General features: G+C 70.6%; 15 protein-coding genes. 5 read left to right on the forward strand and 10 right to left on the reverse strand.

What is annotated here, in order from left to right; genetic code table 11:
* Positions 1 to 183 precede the first annotated feature (183 nt).
* Entirely contained in the window at positions 184 to 444 is a 261-nt protein-coding gene (locus tag KL771_RS13380; RefSeq protein ID WP_261969054.1) for a DUF3297 family protein, read from the reverse strand.
* 149 nt (positions 445 to 593) lie between these two features.
* On the opposite strand from KL771_RS13380, the gene KL771_RS13385 reads away from it, so the two are divergent.
* Positions 594 to 1,682, forward strand: coding sequence for an FkbM family methyltransferase (locus KL771_RS13385; RefSeq protein ID WP_261969055.1), 1,089 nt, complete (start codon positions 594 to 596; stop codon positions 1,680 to 1,682).
* Between the two features lie 23 nt (positions 1,683 to 1,705).
* Here the strand turns inward: KL771_RS13385 and KL771_RS13390 are convergent, their stop codons facing one another.
* The 4 genes from KL771_RS13390 to minC all read right to left on the reverse strand — a co-directional run bounded on the left by KL771_RS13390 (position 1,706) and on the right by minC (position 4,526).
* Positions 1,706 to 2,476, reverse strand: a complete 771-nt coding sequence (locus tag KL771_RS13390) for an SDR family NAD(P)-dependent oxidoreductase (protein WP_261969056.1) — start codon at positions 2,474 to 2,476, stop codon at positions 1,706 to 1,708.
* A 284-nt stretch (positions 2,477 to 2,760) separates the two neighbouring features.
* Entirely contained in the window at positions 2,761 to 3,030 is a 270-nt protein-coding gene (gene minE / locus KL771_RS13395) for a cell division topological specificity factor MinE (protein ID WP_054357766.1), read from the reverse strand.
* On the reverse strand, positions 3,027 to 3,842 hold the full coding sequence (gene minD, locus KL771_RS13400; RefSeq protein ID WP_054357767.1) for a septum site-determining protein MinD: 816 nt from the start codon (positions 3,840 to 3,842) through the stop codon (positions 3,027 to 3,029). Before minD ends, minE begins: the two co-directional genes overlap by 4 nt.
* 24 nt (positions 3,843 to 3,866) lie before the next feature.
* Positions 3,867 to 4,526 (reverse strand): septum site-determining protein MinC, encoded by a 660-nt coding sequence (minC, locus tag KL771_RS13405; RefSeq protein WP_390866825.1) that lies wholly within the window; start codon positions 4,524 to 4,526, stop codon positions 3,867 to 3,869.
* 383 nt (positions 4,527 to 4,909) lie between these two features.
* Between minC and KL771_RS13410 the strand changes: the two genes are divergently transcribed.
* From KL771_RS13410 to KL771_RS13420, 3 genes are read left to right on the forward strand one after another with little or no spacing between them, the layout of a single operon-like run.
* Positions 4,910 to 5,671: an alpha/beta fold hydrolase gene (locus KL771_RS13410; protein WP_261969058.1), complete on the forward strand. Its 762-nt coding sequence runs from the start codon at positions 4,910 to 4,912 to the stop codon at positions 5,669 to 5,671.
* Positions 5,668 to 6,537 (forward strand): alpha/beta fold hydrolase, encoded by an 870-nt coding sequence (locus tag KL771_RS13415; protein ID WP_261969059.1) that lies wholly within the window; start codon positions 5,668 to 5,670, stop codon positions 6,535 to 6,537. Before KL771_RS13410 ends, KL771_RS13415 begins: the two co-directional genes overlap by 4 nt.
* A 5-nt stretch (positions 6,538 to 6,542) precedes the next feature.
* Positions 6,543 to 7,733: an MFS transporter gene (locus tag KL771_RS13420; RefSeq protein WP_261969060.1), complete on the forward strand. Its 1,191-nt coding sequence runs from the start codon at positions 6,543 to 6,545 to the stop codon at positions 7,731 to 7,733.
* An 11-nt stretch (positions 7,734 to 7,744) separates the two neighbouring features.
* Here the strand turns inward: KL771_RS13420 and KL771_RS13425 are convergent, their stop codons facing one another.
* Entirely contained in the window at positions 7,745 to 8,743 is a 999-nt protein-coding gene (locus tag KL771_RS13425; protein ID WP_261969061.1) for an MBL fold metallo-hydrolase, read from the reverse strand.
* An 83-nt stretch (positions 8,744 to 8,826) separates the two neighbouring features.
* Between KL771_RS13425 and KL771_RS13430 the strand changes: the two genes are divergently transcribed.
* Positions 8,827 to 9,732, forward strand: coding sequence for a GNAT family N-acetyltransferase (locus KL771_RS13430; RefSeq protein ID WP_261969062.1), 906 nt, complete (start codon positions 8,827 to 8,829; stop codon positions 9,730 to 9,732).
* A 182-nt stretch (positions 9,733 to 9,914) separates the two neighbouring features.
* Here KL771_RS13430 and KL771_RS13435 read toward each other — a convergent pair whose 3' ends face one another.
* The 4 genes from KL771_RS13435 to KL771_RS13450 all read right to left on the reverse strand — a co-directional run bounded on the left by KL771_RS13435 (position 9,915) and on the right by KL771_RS13450 (position 14,816).
* The gene (locus KL771_RS13435; RefSeq protein WP_261969063.1) at positions 9,915 to 11,018 is read right to left on the reverse strand and encodes an NAD(P)/FAD-dependent oxidoreductase; all 1,104 of its coding nucleotides are present in this window, start codon (positions 11,016 to 11,018) and stop codon (positions 9,915 to 9,917) included.
* 12 nt (positions 11,019 to 11,030) lie between these two features.
* Positions 11,031 to 12,866 carry a DNA helicase RecQ gene (gene recQ, locus KL771_RS13440; RefSeq protein ID WP_261969064.1) on the reverse strand — a complete coding sequence of 612 codons (1,836 nt, stop codon included), beginning with the start codon at positions 12,864 to 12,866 and terminating at the stop codon, positions 11,031 to 11,033.
* A gap of 104 nt (positions 12,867 to 12,970) precedes the next feature.
* Positions 12,971 to 14,062, reverse strand: coding sequence for a hypothetical protein (locus KL771_RS13445; RefSeq protein WP_261969065.1), 1,092 nt, complete (start codon positions 14,060 to 14,062; stop codon positions 12,971 to 12,973).
* Positions 14,063 to 14,153: 91 nt separating this feature from the next.
* The gene (locus KL771_RS13450; protein ID WP_261969066.1) at positions 14,154 to 14,816 is read right to left on the reverse strand and encodes a GntR family transcriptional regulator; all 663 of its coding nucleotides are present in this window, start codon (positions 14,814 to 14,816) and stop codon (positions 14,154 to 14,156) included.
* Between the last annotated feature and the right edge of the window lie 171 nt (positions 14,817 to 14,987).

A 14,987-nucleotide genomic window follows, 5' to 3' on the forward strand; every position in this document is an offset into this window, starting at 1 on the left:
CTCCGCGCCGCCGAGGCGGCGGCGGCCCTGGCCCCGGGCGACCGGGCGGCGCCCGATCCGGCCGCCGTACTGGCGCTGGCCGACGCCTGCTTCAACTCGGCCGACTTCGCGGAGGGCCGCACGGCCTTTCTGGAAAAGCGCAAGCCGGTCTTCCACGGCCGCTGACGGGCCCGGTCGCGCCGGTCAGGCTTCCCGATAATAGGGCTCGACGGTGCCCTTCAGCTTCAGGGTCATCGGATTGCCGTAGCGATCCTTCGCCGGCCCGGCCGGCACGCGGATCCAGCCCTCGCTGACGCAGTATTCCTCGACATTGGTCTTCTCGACGCCGTTGAAGCGGATGCCGACCGGATGGCGCAGAACATCGCCGTTGAAATGCGGGCTGCGCGGATCGGTGGAGAGATGGTCGGGCAGCGGCGGCTTCTCGGCCGGGGTCTCTTCGGTCATGGTGGCGTCCGGTTCGGTTCGCGAGGGGTTGGTTCGGGGCAGCACCAATAGACGGACGCCGCCTTCATGCCAATCTTCTTCCCCCCGCGACGGCCCGTCGCCGCAACCGGCTTGAGCATCCCGAGCCCGCAGACCATCGGACATCCCTCATGCTGAAATTCTTCAGGCGCCTGTTCCGACGCTGGACCCGCGCGTCCCGCACGGGCGCCCGCCCGCCCCGTGGACAGGCCCGCAAGCCGACGGCCGGCACCGGCCGGCCCGGCCGCGGCCCCAAGACGGTGCTGGCCCCGGAGACGGGGCCGACCGCGAAAACGGGGCTGGCCCCAAAGACGGCGCAGGCCTCGAAGACCATGCCGGCCACCGAGACGACGCCCGCCCCCAAGATCGCCGCTGCGGCCCTGCCCCCGGCGCCCGACCCCGACACTTTCCCGGCCTTCCTGCAGCCGGCCTTCGCCGCGCCCGCGCCGCGGCCCGCCCCGATGCAAGGGCCGGAGATGCCAGCCCCGCCGGAGGTCACCGTCGACGAGATCGAAGCCCTGATCGCGCCGCTCCGGTCCGTGCCGGCCGGCCATCGCCTGGTGCGATTCGGCCCGCACGGGGATGGCGGCTACATCCTGCCCGACGATCTCGACGGGGTCATCGGTTGCCTCGGCCTCGGCGTCGGCCGCAATATCGACTTCGAGTTCGAAATCGCCGAACGCGGCATCCCGGTCACGCTGGCGGACGGCACCGTCGCCGGCCTGCCGCGTATCCATCCCGGCTTCCGCTTCGTCGCCCGCAATGTCGGCCGGGTCGACAACGATCGAGAGGTGACGATCGCGCGCCTGGCGGCCGACGGCTTCCCCAAGACCGGGGATCTGATCCTGAAGATGGATATCGAGGGTGGCGAATTCGCCGCCATCGAGGCCCTGCCGGATGACGTCCTGGCGCGCTTCCGGATCATCACCCTCGAGGTGCACTGGCTGACGCGGATCCTGATGCAAAACCGCATCGGCGCCTATCGGCGCTTCTTCGACCGGCTGACGGCCGGGCATGCGGTGGTGCATCTGCACCCCAACAACGCCGGGCCGGTCCATGCTCTCGGCGCCTACGAGATCCCCCGCCTCATGGAGTTCACCTTCCTGCGGCGCGACCGGCTGGGGGACGGCGATTTCGGGCCGCCGCCACCGGACGCCCCGAACATCGCATCCCGGCCGCCGCTCGCCCTGCCCGCCTGCTGGCGGCGCACGCCGGACTGAGACAAGCAGTCAGGCGCGGGCCCTCAGGCGCGATCGAGGCCGAGCAGGCCACCCGTGGTGAAGCCGCCGTCGACGGCCAGGATCTGACCGGTGATATAGGCCGACCGCGCCTCGTCGAGCAGGAAGACATTGGCCTCGGCGATCTCTTCCGCGGTGCCATAGCGGCGCAGGAGCACGCGGTCGTTCCATTCCTGGCGCACCGCAGGCGTGTGGTGGGCCTGCACCATCGGCGTCTCGATCGGCCCCGGCGCGACGGCGTTGACCCGGATGCCGTAGCGGCCGAGTTCCACCGCCATGATCCGGGTCAGCGTGATCACCGCCCCCTTCGAGGAACCGTAGGCGGAGCGGCCGATATTGCCGGGCAGGCCGGAGACCGAGGCGATGTTGACGATCGCACCACCGCCGGTCCGGCGCATCGCCGCCGCCACCGCCTTGGCGACGATGAAGGAGCCGATCACGTTGACCTCGTAGATCTGCCGGAACATGGCCGGGGTGGTCTCGAAGAAGGACGTGTCGCGGCCGATGCCCGCGGAGTTGACCAGGCCCTTGAGCGGCCCGAGATCGGCCTCGAACCCGGCGACCGCCTCGTCGACCGCTGCCTCGTCGGTGATGTCGGCCGCCCGGAAGACGGCGGTGCCCTGCGCCCCGAATTCCAGATTGGCGCGCGCGACCGCGTCCGCGTCCCGGTCGATGCCGCCGACCCTCCAGCCGGCCGCCAGCAAGGCGCGAACGGTGGCGAGACCGATTCCGGATGCGGCGCCGGTGATGACGGCGACAGGGGCTTGAGACGTCATGGGGCGCTCCTTGGGGTCCATATTATGGATCAGTCTTACTGGAAACCGCGCGCATCTGCCCAAGCTGCCCGCGCCGCGTCAACACTGCGTAGAGGCAGGTCTGTGTCCCGGGAAGCGTCGAAACGATCCACGATATGGACTACCATCGCCATCAGCGGCGTCGAGCCGGATGCGCCGCGGCATCCGGGTGGGGAGCCACGACGCGAAACGGCCCGGATCGCTCCGGGCCGTCCGCAGTCTTCGACAGTCGGTTCCTGCGGCCGGTCGGGCCGGCGCCGCGCCCGTCAGGCCGCGGTGCCGGTCAGCGCCGGCATCGGGATCTCGACCTCGATTTCCAGTGTCGAGAGGCCCTGGCCGCGCTCCATGCGGACCTGGACCTTGTCGCGATCGATCGCGACATGCTTGGCGATGACGGCGAGGATCTCCTCGCGCAGTTCGTAGACCAGATTGTGCCGGGTGCCGAGCGAGGCGCGCTCGTGCGCCAGCAGGATTTGCAGCCTTTCCCGGGCGACCGGCGCCGCGTTCGACTTGCGGAACAGATTGAACAGGCTCATGCCGCCTTCCTCCCGAACAGCTTGCCGAACAGTCCCTTGCGATCCGACGGGATGGTCATCGGAACGGCTTCGCCGCACAGCCTGCGGGCCGCATCCGCATAGGCACGGGCGGCGGCGGAGAGCGGGTTGGCGATGGTCACCGGGGCGCCGAGGTTGGAGGCGCGCAGCACCTCCTCGCTTTCCGGAACGATGCCGATCAGCGGGATGGCCAGAATGTCGAGCACGTCGTCGACCTTCAGCATCTCGCCGCGCTCGGCCCGGACCGGGTCGTAGCGGGTCAGAAGCAGGTGCTTCTCGATATGCTCGCCGGCCTCGGCCTTGACGGTCTTGGAATCGAGCAGGCCGATGATGCGGTCGGAGTCGCGGACGGAGGAGACCTCCGGGTTGGTCACCACCACGGCGATATCGGCATGACGCATGGCCAGCGTCGCGCCGCGTTCGATGCCGGCCGGGCTGTCGCAGATGACCCAGTCGAAGCTCTGGCGCAGCGCCCGGATCACCACCTCGACGCCTTCCTCGGTCAGCGCATCCTTGTCGCGCGTCTGCGAGGCCGGCAGCAGGTAGAGCGACTCGATCCGCTTGTCGCGGATGATCGCCTGCGGCAGCTTGGCGTCACCCCGGACGACGTTGACCAGATCGTAGACGACCCGGCGCTCGGCCCCCATGACGAGGTCGAGATTGCGCAGGCCGACGTCGAAGTCGACCACGATGACGTTCTGCCCCGTCCGGGCGAGCGCCGCACCCAGTGCCGCCGTGGACGTCGTCTTGCCGACGCCTCCCTTGCCCGACGTGACAACCAGAACCGTACCCATGTCGCACCCCTTTCCAAAACGATGTCACGCCAGAACGGCAGTCTCGATCTTGTCGTCCTGGAGCCAGGCCTGGACAGCCTTGCCCCTGAGGCCCGCCGGCATGTCTTCGGCGGTCCGGTAAAGACCGTCGATGGCGACCAGTTCGGCCTCGAATCGGCGCGCGAAGATGCGCGCCTTGGAATTTCCGGTCGCCCCGGCTACCGCCCGGCCGCGCAGCGCGCCGTAGACGTGGATCGAACCGCCGGCGACGATCTCGGCGCCGGAGGCGACCGAACCGATGATGGTCACGTCGCCCTCGGCATAGATGGTCTGGCCGGAGCGGACGGGCGTCTCGATGAACAGATTGCCGCTCTGCTGGCGGGTCTCCGCCGGGGCCGGCGCGGGCGCCTCGCCGGTGACCGCGGCCGGCACCTCGACCGCGCTGGCGCTGCGACCGCCGGTCACCGCCGGCGGCAGGCCCGGCCCGAGCCATTCCGGCTTGGCGCCGTCGATGCCCATGACGCGGATGCCGAGCTTCTCAAGCTTGCCGACGATCAGAACGACATCGCGCATATGCTCACAGCAAGCGGAGACATCGAGGATGACGGGCTTGCCGGCGAAGAAGCCCGGCGAGCGCGTCAGCCATTCGGCCAGCTGCTGGCACCACGGCTCGACCGGGAAGACAGGCTCGAGCACGAAGGCCATGAAGGACCGCCCCCGGAACCTGATGGCTTGAGCTTCCTTGACGTGTGTGTTCACCGAATCCGCTCCCTACCCCGCAGATCCGATTTCGAGCCGCTATAGTTAAAGCTTGGTTAACAGGTAAGGTATCCTTAACGTTTTCTGCCAAATCCTTAACGAGCCGGCTTGGCAGCGTGGCGCCGACGGAACAGCGGCGGGACGAGTGCCCCCCCTGCGGGACAGCGGCCCGGCATCCCCCCGGCGCGCGCCGGCGCCGCATCGGCCCGCCCCCTTGCAGATATCTCCCATCCGGCCGGCCGCCTTTCCCCCCCGCTCCCGGCCCGCTATGGTCCGGCGCGATGAAGACCGCCCCGATTTCCCCCGAGACGAGCCGCCGCAACACCGCCATGGATGCTTTTCTTTCCGACGGGATCCCGATCGCCTATCTGGACGAGGGTCCGCGCGACGGCGATCCGATCCTGCTGATCCACGGTTTCGCATCGACCGCGCATGTCAACTGGGTCTATCCGGGCTGGGTCAAGCTGCTCGCCGGCAACGGCCGCCGGGTGATCGCGGTCGACAACCGAGGCCACGGCGAGAGCGGCAAGCCGACCGATCCGCGCGCCTTCCACTCGCGCACCATGATGGCCGAGGACATGGTCCGTCTGCTCGATCATCTGGAGATCGAAGCCGCCGACGTGATGGGCTACTCGATGGGCGCCTGGATTGCCGCCTATCTGGCGATCGACCATCCAGAGCGGGTGCGCTCGGTGGTGTTCGGCGGCCTCGCCTCGGCGATGACCGAGGGCATCGGCGGCCAGGAGACCATCGCGGAGGCCCTGGAGACCGAGGACGAAGCCTCCATCACCAGCGCCAAGGGCCGCGCCTACCGCGCCTTCGCCATCCAGACCCGCTCCGACCGGCGCGCGCTCGCCGCCTGCATGCGCGGCTCACGCCAGCCGGTGCCGCGCGAAGCGCTGGCGCAGTTGAAGATGCCGGTGCTGATCGCGGTCGGCACGAAGGACGACGTGGCCGGCTCGGTCGAGGACCTCGCCGCCCTGATCCCGCAGGCGCAGGTGCTGAATATTCCGGACCGCGACCACATGCTGGCGGTCGGCGACCGGACCTACAAGGAGGGCGTACTCGCCTTCCTGGGCGACCGGCCGTGACCCGCCCGCACCCGATCGCCTTCACCGGCTCCGAGGGCAACCGCCTGATCGGCGACCTCTACGAGGCCGCGACCGCGGATGCCCCGGTCGCGCTCTTTCTCCATGGCGGCGGGCAGACCCGGCACGCCTGGCGCGGCACCGAGCGGCGGGTCGCCGAAGAGGGCTTCACCGCGATCGCCTACGACCATCGCGGCCATGGCGACAGCGAATGGCCGGCCTCCGGCCGCTACGGCTTTCCCGATTGCGCGCGCGACCTGATCGAGGTCACCCACCAGATCGAGGCGCGTTTCGGACGTCGGCCGATCGCCATCGGCGCCTCGCTCGGCGGCATCTCGGGCATGCTGGCGGCCGGCGAGACCGAGCCTTGCGTGCTCAGCGCCCTGGTGCTGGTCGACGTGGCGCCGCGGGTCAATCTCGACGGAGTCGCCCGTATCCTCGGCTTCATGGGCGAGCGGGTCGCGGAGGGCTTCGGCTCGATCGAGGAGGCGGCCGCCGCGGTGGCCGCCTATCTCCCGCACCGCAAGCCGCCGCGCTCGCTCGAAGGCCTGAAGAAGAACCTGCGCCTGCACCCCGATGGCCGCTGGCGCTGGCACTGGGATCCGCGCTTCCTGACCGGCCCCTCGCACGATCCGGCCTTCAAGGCCCGGCTCGAGGCCGCCGTCGTCAAGGCTCAGATCCCGATGCTGCTGGTCCGCGGCGCCCGCTCCGAACTCCTGCAGGAGGAGCATGCCCAAGCCTTCCGCGAGCTCGTCCCCACCGCGGCCTACGCGGACGTGACCGGCGCCGGCCACATGGTCGCCGGCGACCGAAACGACGCCTTCGCGGATGCGGTGATCGGCTTCCTGCGCACGCTGAAGACAGCGTGACGCCCATGGCGACCGGCATTCGGGCGAGTTTCGATCGGCACGGTCTGCCGCTGCTCGTCGCCCTGGCCGCGGCGCAGATCGTCGGCTGGGGCAGCCTGGGCTTTCCGTCCGTGCTCGCGCCCGATCTGGCGCCGGCTCTCGGCATGGATCTGGCCGCGGTGTTCGCCGGCCCCTCGGCCATGTTCGCCGCCATGGCCTTCGCGGCGCCGGGCCTGGCGCCGGCCTTCCGGCGCTTCGGCGCCGGCCTGGTGATGACCGCCGGCGCCGCCGTGATGGCGCTCGCCATGGCGAGCCTCGGTTTTGCGACCGGACCGGTCGGCTACTTTCTCGGCTGGACCGCACTCGGCTGCGGCGGCGCCGCATCGCTGACCACGGCCGCCCATATCGCGCTGACGCAGATGCGCGGCGGAGAGGCCAAGGCCGGCATCGCCACGCTGATGGTGATGACCGGCCTGTCCGGCAGCCTGTTCTGGCCGCTCACCGGCACTCTTGGCGCCCATGCCGGCTGGCGCGCCACCTGTTTCGTGCTGGCCGGCCTGATCGCCGGACTGTGCATCCCCGTCTATGCCTGGTTGGCCCGCTCGACCCGGCCGGCGGCCGACCATCAGGCGGCTCTCGTCGCCGGCCAGCGGCCCTCGCCGAGAGTGTTCCTGCTGATGACGGCCGGCATCGCGCTGAACAGCTGCGTCTCCTTCGGCTTCGCGGCCATCGCGATCCAGCTCTTCGCCACGCTCGGCCTGCCGAAGGCGCAGGCGATCGCACTCGCCTCCGCGATGGGCGTCGTCCAGGTCGCGGCCCGGGCGCTCGATCTCGCCTTCGGCAAAAGGCTGAATGCGGCGCAGCTCTGTCGGCTGGCCACCGTGGCGGTGGTGTCCGCCATGATCATGCTCGGACTGTTCGGCGCCGGGGCGGCGGTCCTGACCGCCTTCGTCATCGTCTACGGCATGGCGAGCGGCCTTCTGGCGGTCACGCGGTCGACCCTGCCGCTGCTCTATTACGACAAGGCCGCCTTCGCGACCGCGACCTCGCGGATCGCCCTGCCGCTCAACATCATCATCGCCGCGGCGCCCCCGGCCTTTGCGGGGTTGCTCGTCGAGACGGGTGCGCGCGGCGTGCTGGCGGCGAGCGCCGTCTTCGCCGGCCTCGCCCTGGTCGCGCTGTCGCTGTTGCCCGCGCCGCCCGAGACGGCGCGATAGGCGGCCGCCCGTTAGGCCGGATCCCCGCTCAGGTCCAGCACCCCGCCCGGCTTCTGCACGCGGAAGCGCTCCGGCGCGATGCCGGCGGCCGCCAGGGCTTCGCCGAGGGCGCGCGGCGGTTCGTCAATGCCTTCGTTGGTCAGGCGGAAGGTGCCCCAATGATGGGCGAGCGCCCAGTCGGCGCCGCAGTCGCGCAGGATGCGCACGGCCTCCTCCGGGTTGATGTGCTGGTCGCGCATGAACCAGCGCGGCTCGTAGGCGCCGATCGGCAGGATGGCCAGGCGGATATGCGGGAACATCCGCCCGGCCTCGCGGAACAGCGCGCCGTCGCGGTAGCCGGTATCGGCGATGTGGTAGATGGCGCCGGCCGGCGTCTCGATCATGAAGGCGGCCCAGAGCGCCATCAGCCGGTCGCCGAGCCCGCGCGCCGACCAATGATGCGACGGCAGGAAATGGACCGCGAGACCCTCGCCGAGCGGCACGCGCGCGCCCCAGTCATGGGTCTCGGCCGTCAGTTCGGAATCGGCGCCGGTCAGGATGCGGTCGTTGCCGAGCGGGGTGATCAGCCGGAAGCCGTGCCGGCGGCGCAGGCGCGACAGGGTGGCGATATCCATGTGGTCGTAGTGATTGTGGCTGACCAGCACGATGTCGATCGGCGGCAGATCCTCGAAGCGGATGCCGGGCGGATTGACCCGCTTCGGCCCGGCCCAGGCGACCGGGCTCGCCCGCTCCGACCAGACCGGATCGATCAGGATGTTCAGCCCCGCCGTCTGGATCAGCACCGAGGCATGGCCGATCGAGGTGACGCGCAGGCCGGAGCCGGCGACCCGCGCCGGCGGCACGTCGAAGGGCTCGCCCGGATAGGCCTTCGGCCAGGCCACCTTGCCGCCGCCGAACTGCCATTTCAGCAGGTCCTTGCGCGACTTGTTGAAGGGATGGCCAGGACTGAAGAAGCGCGTGCCGTCGAAATGATCGGAGGGCGGTCCGGCATAGTAGGGGTTGGTCGGCATCGGGCCTCGCGCGAAGGACGGGTCGGAACCGATCAGATCGTGTCTTCACAGCGTCCCGTCAACATGGCTTGCTGCCGGCCAACATGACAGCCCCCGCCGCGCCTCTCTCGCTTCGCACCGGCTTCGCCGCCGATCCCGCCGCCCGTGCGGCCGTCGCCGCGCTGCTAAACATCGTCTTCGACATCGACATCGCGCCACTCGAACGGCTCGGCGGCTGGGAGGAAGGCTCGGTGCCCTTCGCGTGGTTCGAAGGCGAGACATGCGTTGCCAACGTCACCGCGCATCCGAAGCCCATGATGCTGCAGGGGAAAGCCGCCACGCCCTGGTCGATCGTCTCGGTCGCGACAAGGCCGGACCGGCGCGGCCGCGGCCTGTTTCGTGACTTGATGGCCCGCGCGCTCGCCCATTGCGACCGGGAGACCGACCTCGTCATCCTGGCGACCGCCACGCCTGATCTCTACCGCCCCTTCGGGTTCCGGCCGATCGCCGAGCATGCCTTCGCGGGCTCGCCGCCAGCGCCGATCCCCGCCTCGGGCCTTGGTGCGCGCCGGCTCGATCTCGCCGACGACGCCGATGCGGCGCGGCTGGTCGCCCTGTTCGGCGACCGCGCGCCGGTCTCGGACTTGTGCGGGCTCCTCGCCGATCGGCCCTTTTTCATGCTCAAGGCCCTGGAGGAGCCGCAGATCGCGCTCGCCTGGCTCGAAGCCCTGCGCGTGGTCGCGGCGATCGAGACGGACGGCAAGGGCCTGCGGCTCCTGGACATCGTCGGCCCGGCAATCCCGTCGCTTGCCGCCATCCTGGCCGAACTCGGCACCGCGTTGGGCGGTCAGGGGCTGGACGGTCCCCCGAGCCGGATCGAAGTCTACTTCCCGCCCGACCGCCTCGCCTGGCGGCCGGCCGAGATCATCCCCGAAGACAGCGGCTGGATGGTCCGCGGCCCCTGGCCCCTCGATGGCGTCCCGGCCATGCTCTCGCCGATGACGCTTTAGGCAACTGCCGAAAGACACTCCGAACCCGCCATTCTGTCATCCCCGGGCTTGTCCCGGGGATCCAGTGCGAAGGCCAAGCTCTTGAGAAATCTGGATCCCCGGGACAAGCCCGGGGATGACAGGATTGGAGTTGCCCGCTTCGGATCGGGTCACGAAGCGTTCTTCAACACCCCGCACGGCCCTCAACCCAACTGCCCGGCCACCATCGCGGCGACGGCCAGCGACGCGGTGAGGCCGGGGCTTTCGATGCCGAACAGGAGGGACAGGCCGGCGATGCCGTGGTCGGCCGGGCCGGCGATCAGGAAATCGCGGGCCGGTTCGCCCGGGCGCGACAATTTGGGCCGGATGCCGGCATAGCCGGGCGCGAGCGCGTCCTCGGGCAGCGCCGGCCAATAGCGCCGGATCGCGGCCGCGAAGGCCGGGGCGCGGGACGGATCGACCCGGTAGTCGAGCGCCTCGACCCATTCGACATCCGGGCCGAAGCGGGCCTGGCCGGCCATGTCGAGGGTCAGATGCGTGCCGAGCCCGCCCGGCACCGGCACCGGATAGATCAGCCGCGAGAAGGGCGCGCGGCCCGTCAGGGTGAAGTAGTTGCCCTTGGCATAGCGCGTCTCGGGCACATGGCGGGCCGGCAGCCCCTCGATGCGGCGGGCGAGATCGGAGGCCTGCAGGCCGGCGGCGACAACCAGGCGGCGCGCCTTGAGACGCATCGGCTCCGCCCCGCCGACCGCGACCTCGAAGCCGTCCGCGACCACCCGCGCGCCCTCGAAGGGCGACAGGAACGCAAACACGGCGCCCGCCGCCTCGGCGTCGTCGCGCAAAGCCGCCATATAGGCGTGGCTGTCGACGATGCCGGTCGAGGGCGAGACCAACGCCGCGACGGTGGTCTCCAGTGCCGGCTCAATCGCCCGGGCGGCCGGCCCGTCGACGAATTCCAGATCGTACGCGCCGTTGGCGGCCGCGCGCGCCCGGATGGCCGCCAGGAGGGCTGCCTCCTCGGCCGTCACCGCGACGATCAGCTTGCCCGACCGGCGATGCGGCACGCCGCGCGCGGCGCAATAGGCATAGAGCGCCTTGCGGCCTTCGACGCAGAGCGGGGCCATCAGGCTGCCGGCCGGATAGTAGATGCCGGCATGGATCACCTCGCTGTTGCGCGAGGAGGTCTGCGTCCCGATGGCGTCGGCGGCCTCGATCACGATGGTCTCGTGGCCGGCCGTGGCCAGCGCGCGGGCGATGGCCAGGCCGACCACGCCGGCGCCGACCACGAGGCTGTCGACCGTCTCCATGCCGCCTCCCGCTCAGGCCGCCCGGTCGGCGAAGCCGCGCAGGATGGCCAGGAAGGTATCGCCGAACTCGGCCAGCTTGGCCGCGCCGATGCCGTGCACCGCGCCCATCTCGGCACGGGTTCCCGGCCGCTTGCCGGCCATGTCGATCAGCGTCCGGTCGGGGAAGATGACATAGGCCGGCACGTTGCGTTCGCGCGCCAGCCGCGTGCGCTCGGCCTTGAGCAGGTCGAGCAGAGCCTGCCCGTCGGCATCGAGTTCCGCGCCCGCGCTCGCCGTCGCCTGCCGGCGCGCGGTCTTGCGGCTGCCCTTGGCCGGTGCCTCGACGGCGTCGCGGCGCAGTTCGACCGTGCGCCGGCCCTTCAGCACCTCGCGACCGTCCTCGGTGATGAACCAGCGGCCGTGCTCGGTCATGTCGATATCGGCGATGCCGGCGGCGTAGAGCTGGGCAAAGATCGCCCGCCACTGCACCTTGCTGAACTCCTGGCCGACCCCGAAGGTCGGCAGCCGGTCGTGACCGCGCGCGGTGACCTGGTCGGTCGCGTCGCCGGTCAGGATGGCGATCAGGTGCTCGCGGCCGAAGCGCTGGCCGGTGCGGTACATGGCCGACAGCGCCTTCTGGGCTGCGACCGTGCCGTCGACGCCGACGATGCCGTCCTGGCAGACATCGCAATTGCCGCAGGGCTCGGACCGGTCGCCGAAATAGGCGAGCAGCGCCTGCCGCCGGCAGCGCGGTGCCTCGCACAGCGAGACCAGCGCGCCGATGCGCTGGTGCTCGACGCGCTTCTGTTCGTCGGAGGCTTCGCTCTGGTCGATCCACTGCCGGTAGCGCTTCACGTCCTCCAGGCCGTAGAGGGTCAGCGTGTCGGCCGGCAGGCCGTCGCGGCCGGCGCGGCCGATCTCCTGGTAGTAGGCCTCGACGCTTTTCGGCATGTCGGCATGGGCGACGAAGCGCACGTCCGGCTTGTCGATGCCCATGCCGAAGGCGATGGTGGCGACCACGACGACGCCGTCCTCCTGCAGGAAGGTGTCGAGGTTGCGGGCGCGCGTCTCCATGTCCATGCCGGCATGGTAGGCGATGGCGCGGAAGCCGCGCCCGGCGAGCGTGGCGGCCATCTCCTCGGTGCGCGCGCGGGTCGAGCAGTAGACGATGCCGCTCTCGCCGCGATGCTCTTCCAGGAAGGCGGCGATCTGCGTGCCCGCGCCGTCCTTGCGGCGGATGGCGAGCCGGATGTTGGGCCGGTCGAAGCCGTGCACGAAGACGCGCGGCTCGCGCCGGAACAGGCGCGCGACGATGTCGGAGCGCGTCGCCACGTCGGCGGTGGCGGTCAGCGCGATCACCTGCGGGGCGCCGAGCGCCTCCTGGATGTCGCCGAGCGCCAGATACTCCTTGCGGAAATCGTGACCCCACTGGGAGATGCAATGCGCCTCGTCGACGGCGAGCCGCGCCACGCCGGCGGCGGCCAGCAGACGCTGGGTCTCGGCCATCATCAGCCGTTCGGGCGCGATATAGAGCAGCTTCAGCCGGCCGGCCGCCACGTCGTCGCGCAAGGCGCGCGTCTCGTCCCAGGTGAGGCTGGAATTGAGCGCGGCCGCGCTGATGCCGTTGGCGCGCAGCTGTGCGACCTGGTTGGCCATCAGCGCGATCAGTGGCGAGACCACGATGGTCAGCCCGTCGCCGAGCACGGCCGGCAGCTGGTAGCAAAGCGACTTGCCCGAGCCGGTCGGCATGACCGCGAAGACATCCTCGCCGTCGAGCACCGCCGACAGGATCTCGTCCTGGCCCGGGCGGAAATCCTCGAAGCCGAAGATCGAGCGGAGCGCGGCACGGGCGCGGTCGAGATCGGACATTCGGGGGACCGGTGGGCGGACGGGACCAGGATGGCGGACGGCCGGATTCGCAGAACGAACCGGCCGGCCGGATGTGCGAGACCTAACGGCTCCGCCGGCAGGGGTCAACGCGCAGGATCGGGTCCGGCCAGGGCGTCCGGGGCCGGGATGAAAGGAAAGTGCCGGTCGAGATAGGCGGCGCGGTCGCGCACGGCGGCGTTGCGGTCGGCCCGGAGGCGGGCGACGAAGGGCTCGATCGGGCCGAGTGCCGCCGCGTGGAGGATCAGCCCGTCGGCGGCGATCTTGCGCACCGAGGCGGCCCGATCGGCGATACCGGCCGCGATCAGGTCCGGCATTGATTCGGCATGGCGGATCGGGCGCTCGGCCCAGATCGGAACCGCGCGGGCGATGCCGTAGCGCTTGTCGATCCATTCCACGCGCGTCCCGGCCTGCCAGACGGCGCGGCTCTCCAGCAGGGTCTTGAGCGCCAGGGCACGCACGGCCGGGGTCGCCGCCGAACGGGCGAGACCCGGCAGGGCGCCGTCCAAGCCATCCTGGCGGAGGGCAATCCGCAACACCCGGTGCGGGGCACCGGAAGAGGTCGCACCGAGAAGACCGCCGAGTTCGGCGGCGACATCCGGCCGCGCCACGAGGGCTTCGAGCTCTGCCCGTTCGGTCGCCGTCCAGCGTCCCCAGACACGACTGCGCTCGATCAGCGCCAGCGCGGCCGCGGCGATGACGGGCGCGCCGGTCGCCGCGCCGCAGCGCCGCAGGGCGGCGGCGGCGGCGGCCCGGACCGGTGCCGCCCAGTCGTTCAGCCGGACCGCCAGCGCGGCGACGCGGAAGGGCGAAACCATCGGACCGTCAAGCCGTTCGAGAACAGCCTGCCGGATATGGCCGTTCAGGTGGAAAAGGAGGATCCAGCCGAGCTCCGGCGATGATTCCAGTTGCCCTGCGACCTTCGCGGTGAGGAGCCGCCGCATGCCGGCCGGGTCATATGCAGCCGCGGCGCCGAAAAAACCCGATTGGATCGCCGCGCCGATCTCGAATTCGACCGCGAAGGCCGATGTGGGCGGCAGCCCGTCCAGTACGGACAGAACGGCGTGGAGCGAGGGATATTCGGGAGCGTCCGCACCGAGCCTTGCGATTTGCGCCCGCACCGAAGCCGACAGCACGGGCGCGGGACGGCGCGGCGCGAAGGCAAGGATGGCAGCCACGGGGCGTCTCCGATCGGGGTCTCGCCCAGGGTATGCGAGATTGCGGCACCCTGATGCCCGGTCTACGGGCAGCATCGGATCCGTCGTCGCCCTACTCCGCCGCCAGATTGTATTGCGCCAGCGAGGCCATCAGGTCGCCGAAGCGTTCGCCCTGGACGGTGACATGGGCGCGGGCGCGGTCGGCGGCCTGGACCGGATCGCCGTCGAGGATCGCCTGGACGATGCCGTCATGCTCGCGCCAGGAGGCGCCGACGCGGTTGCGGACGCGCAGCTGCAGGCGGCGATAGGGCTTCAGCCTTGCGTGCATCCGCCGGGCCTCCTCCTCGAGCACGCCGTTGCGCGCCGCGCGGTAGAGCGCATAGTGGAAGCGTTCGTTTTCGTAATAATAGGCGTCCGGATCCTCGCGCTCGGCGGCGGCGCGGCAGGAGGCATGGGCTTCGAGCAGGGCGGCGCGGTCGGCGTCCGACAGGCGGCGGGCGGCGAGGCGGGCGCACATCGCCTCCAGTTCCGCCATCACCTCGAACATCTCGACCAGCCGCTCCGGCCCGATCCGCACCACCGTCGCCCCGCGCCGAAGCCGGATTTCGACGAAACCGGCCGCCGCCAGCTGCTGCAGCGCCTCACGGATCGGCGTGCGCGAGACGGCGAAGCGGTTGGCGAGTTGGACCTCGTCGAGCTTCTCGCCCGGCGCCAGCGCACCGGTCACGATCAGTCCCTCGATCTCGTCGCGCAGGCGATGGGCTGTGCTGACCATGATCGGCCTCATGCATCCTTATCGTTGATTTGTGTATACACGAGACTTGACCCTGTGTCCAACCAGTGACAAGGTTTCGGCCATCCTAGGGCTGACTGCGCCGTTCTCCAACCGGGGGCCGGACCAAGAACGCGGCATTCCAAGCCGCGCCCGCGCAGGGACAGCCAAACG

The sequence above is a fragment of the Prosthecodimorpha staleyi genome, from assembly GCF_018729455.1.
Classification (GTDB): domain Bacteria; phylum Pseudomonadota; class Alphaproteobacteria; order Rhizobiales; family Ancalomicrobiaceae; genus Prosthecodimorpha; species Prosthecodimorpha staleyi.

Coding starts and splice junctions, on each gene's coding strand:
- KL771_RS13380 (WP_261969054.1), bottom strand. CDS start 444: ATGACCGAAGAGACCCCGGCCGAGAAGCCGCCGCTGCCCGACCATCTC.
- KL771_RS13390 (WP_261969056.1), bottom strand. CDS start 2,476: ATGACGTCTCAAGCCCCTGTCGCCGTCATCACCGGCGCCGCATCCGGA.
- KL771_RS13420 (WP_261969060.1), top strand. CDS start 6,543: ATGGCGACCGGCATTCGGGCGAGTTTCGATCGGCACGGTCTGCCGCTG.
- minE (WP_054357766.1), bottom strand. CDS start 3,030: ATGAGCCTGTTCAATCTGTTCCGCAAGTCGAACGCGGCGCCGGTCGCC.
- KL771_RS13450 (WP_261969066.1), bottom strand. CDS start 14,816: ATGGTCAGCACAGCCCATCGCCTGCGCGACGAGATCGAGGGACTGATC.
- KL771_RS13385 (WP_261969055.1), top strand. CDS start 594: ATGCTGAAATTCTTCAGGCGCCTGTTCCGACGCTGGACCCGCGCGTCC.
- minD (WP_054357767.1), bottom strand. CDS start 3,842: ATGGGTACGGTTCTGGTTGTCACGTCGGGCAAGGGAGGCGTCGGCAAG.
- KL771_RS13430 (WP_261969062.1), top strand. CDS start 8,827: ATGACAGCCCCCGCCGCGCCTCTCTCGCTTCGCACCGGCTTCGCCGCC.
- KL771_RS13425 (WP_261969061.1), bottom strand. CDS start 8,743: ATGCCGACCAACCCCTACTATGCCGGACCGCCCTCCGATCATTTCGAC.
- recQ (WP_261969064.1), bottom strand. CDS start 12,866: ATGTCCGATCTCGACCGCGCCCGTGCCGCGCTCCGCTCGATCTTCGGC.
- minC (WP_390866825.1), bottom strand. CDS start 4,526: ATGGCCTTCGTGCTCGAGCCTGTCTTCCCGGTCGAGCCGTGGTGCCAG.
- KL771_RS13410 (WP_261969058.1), top strand. CDS start 4,910: ATGGATGCTTTTCTTTCCGACGGGATCCCGATCGCCTATCTGGACGAG.
- KL771_RS13435 (WP_261969063.1), bottom strand. CDS start 11,018: ATGGAGACGGTCGACAGCCTCGTGGTCGGCGCCGGCGTGGTCGGCCTG.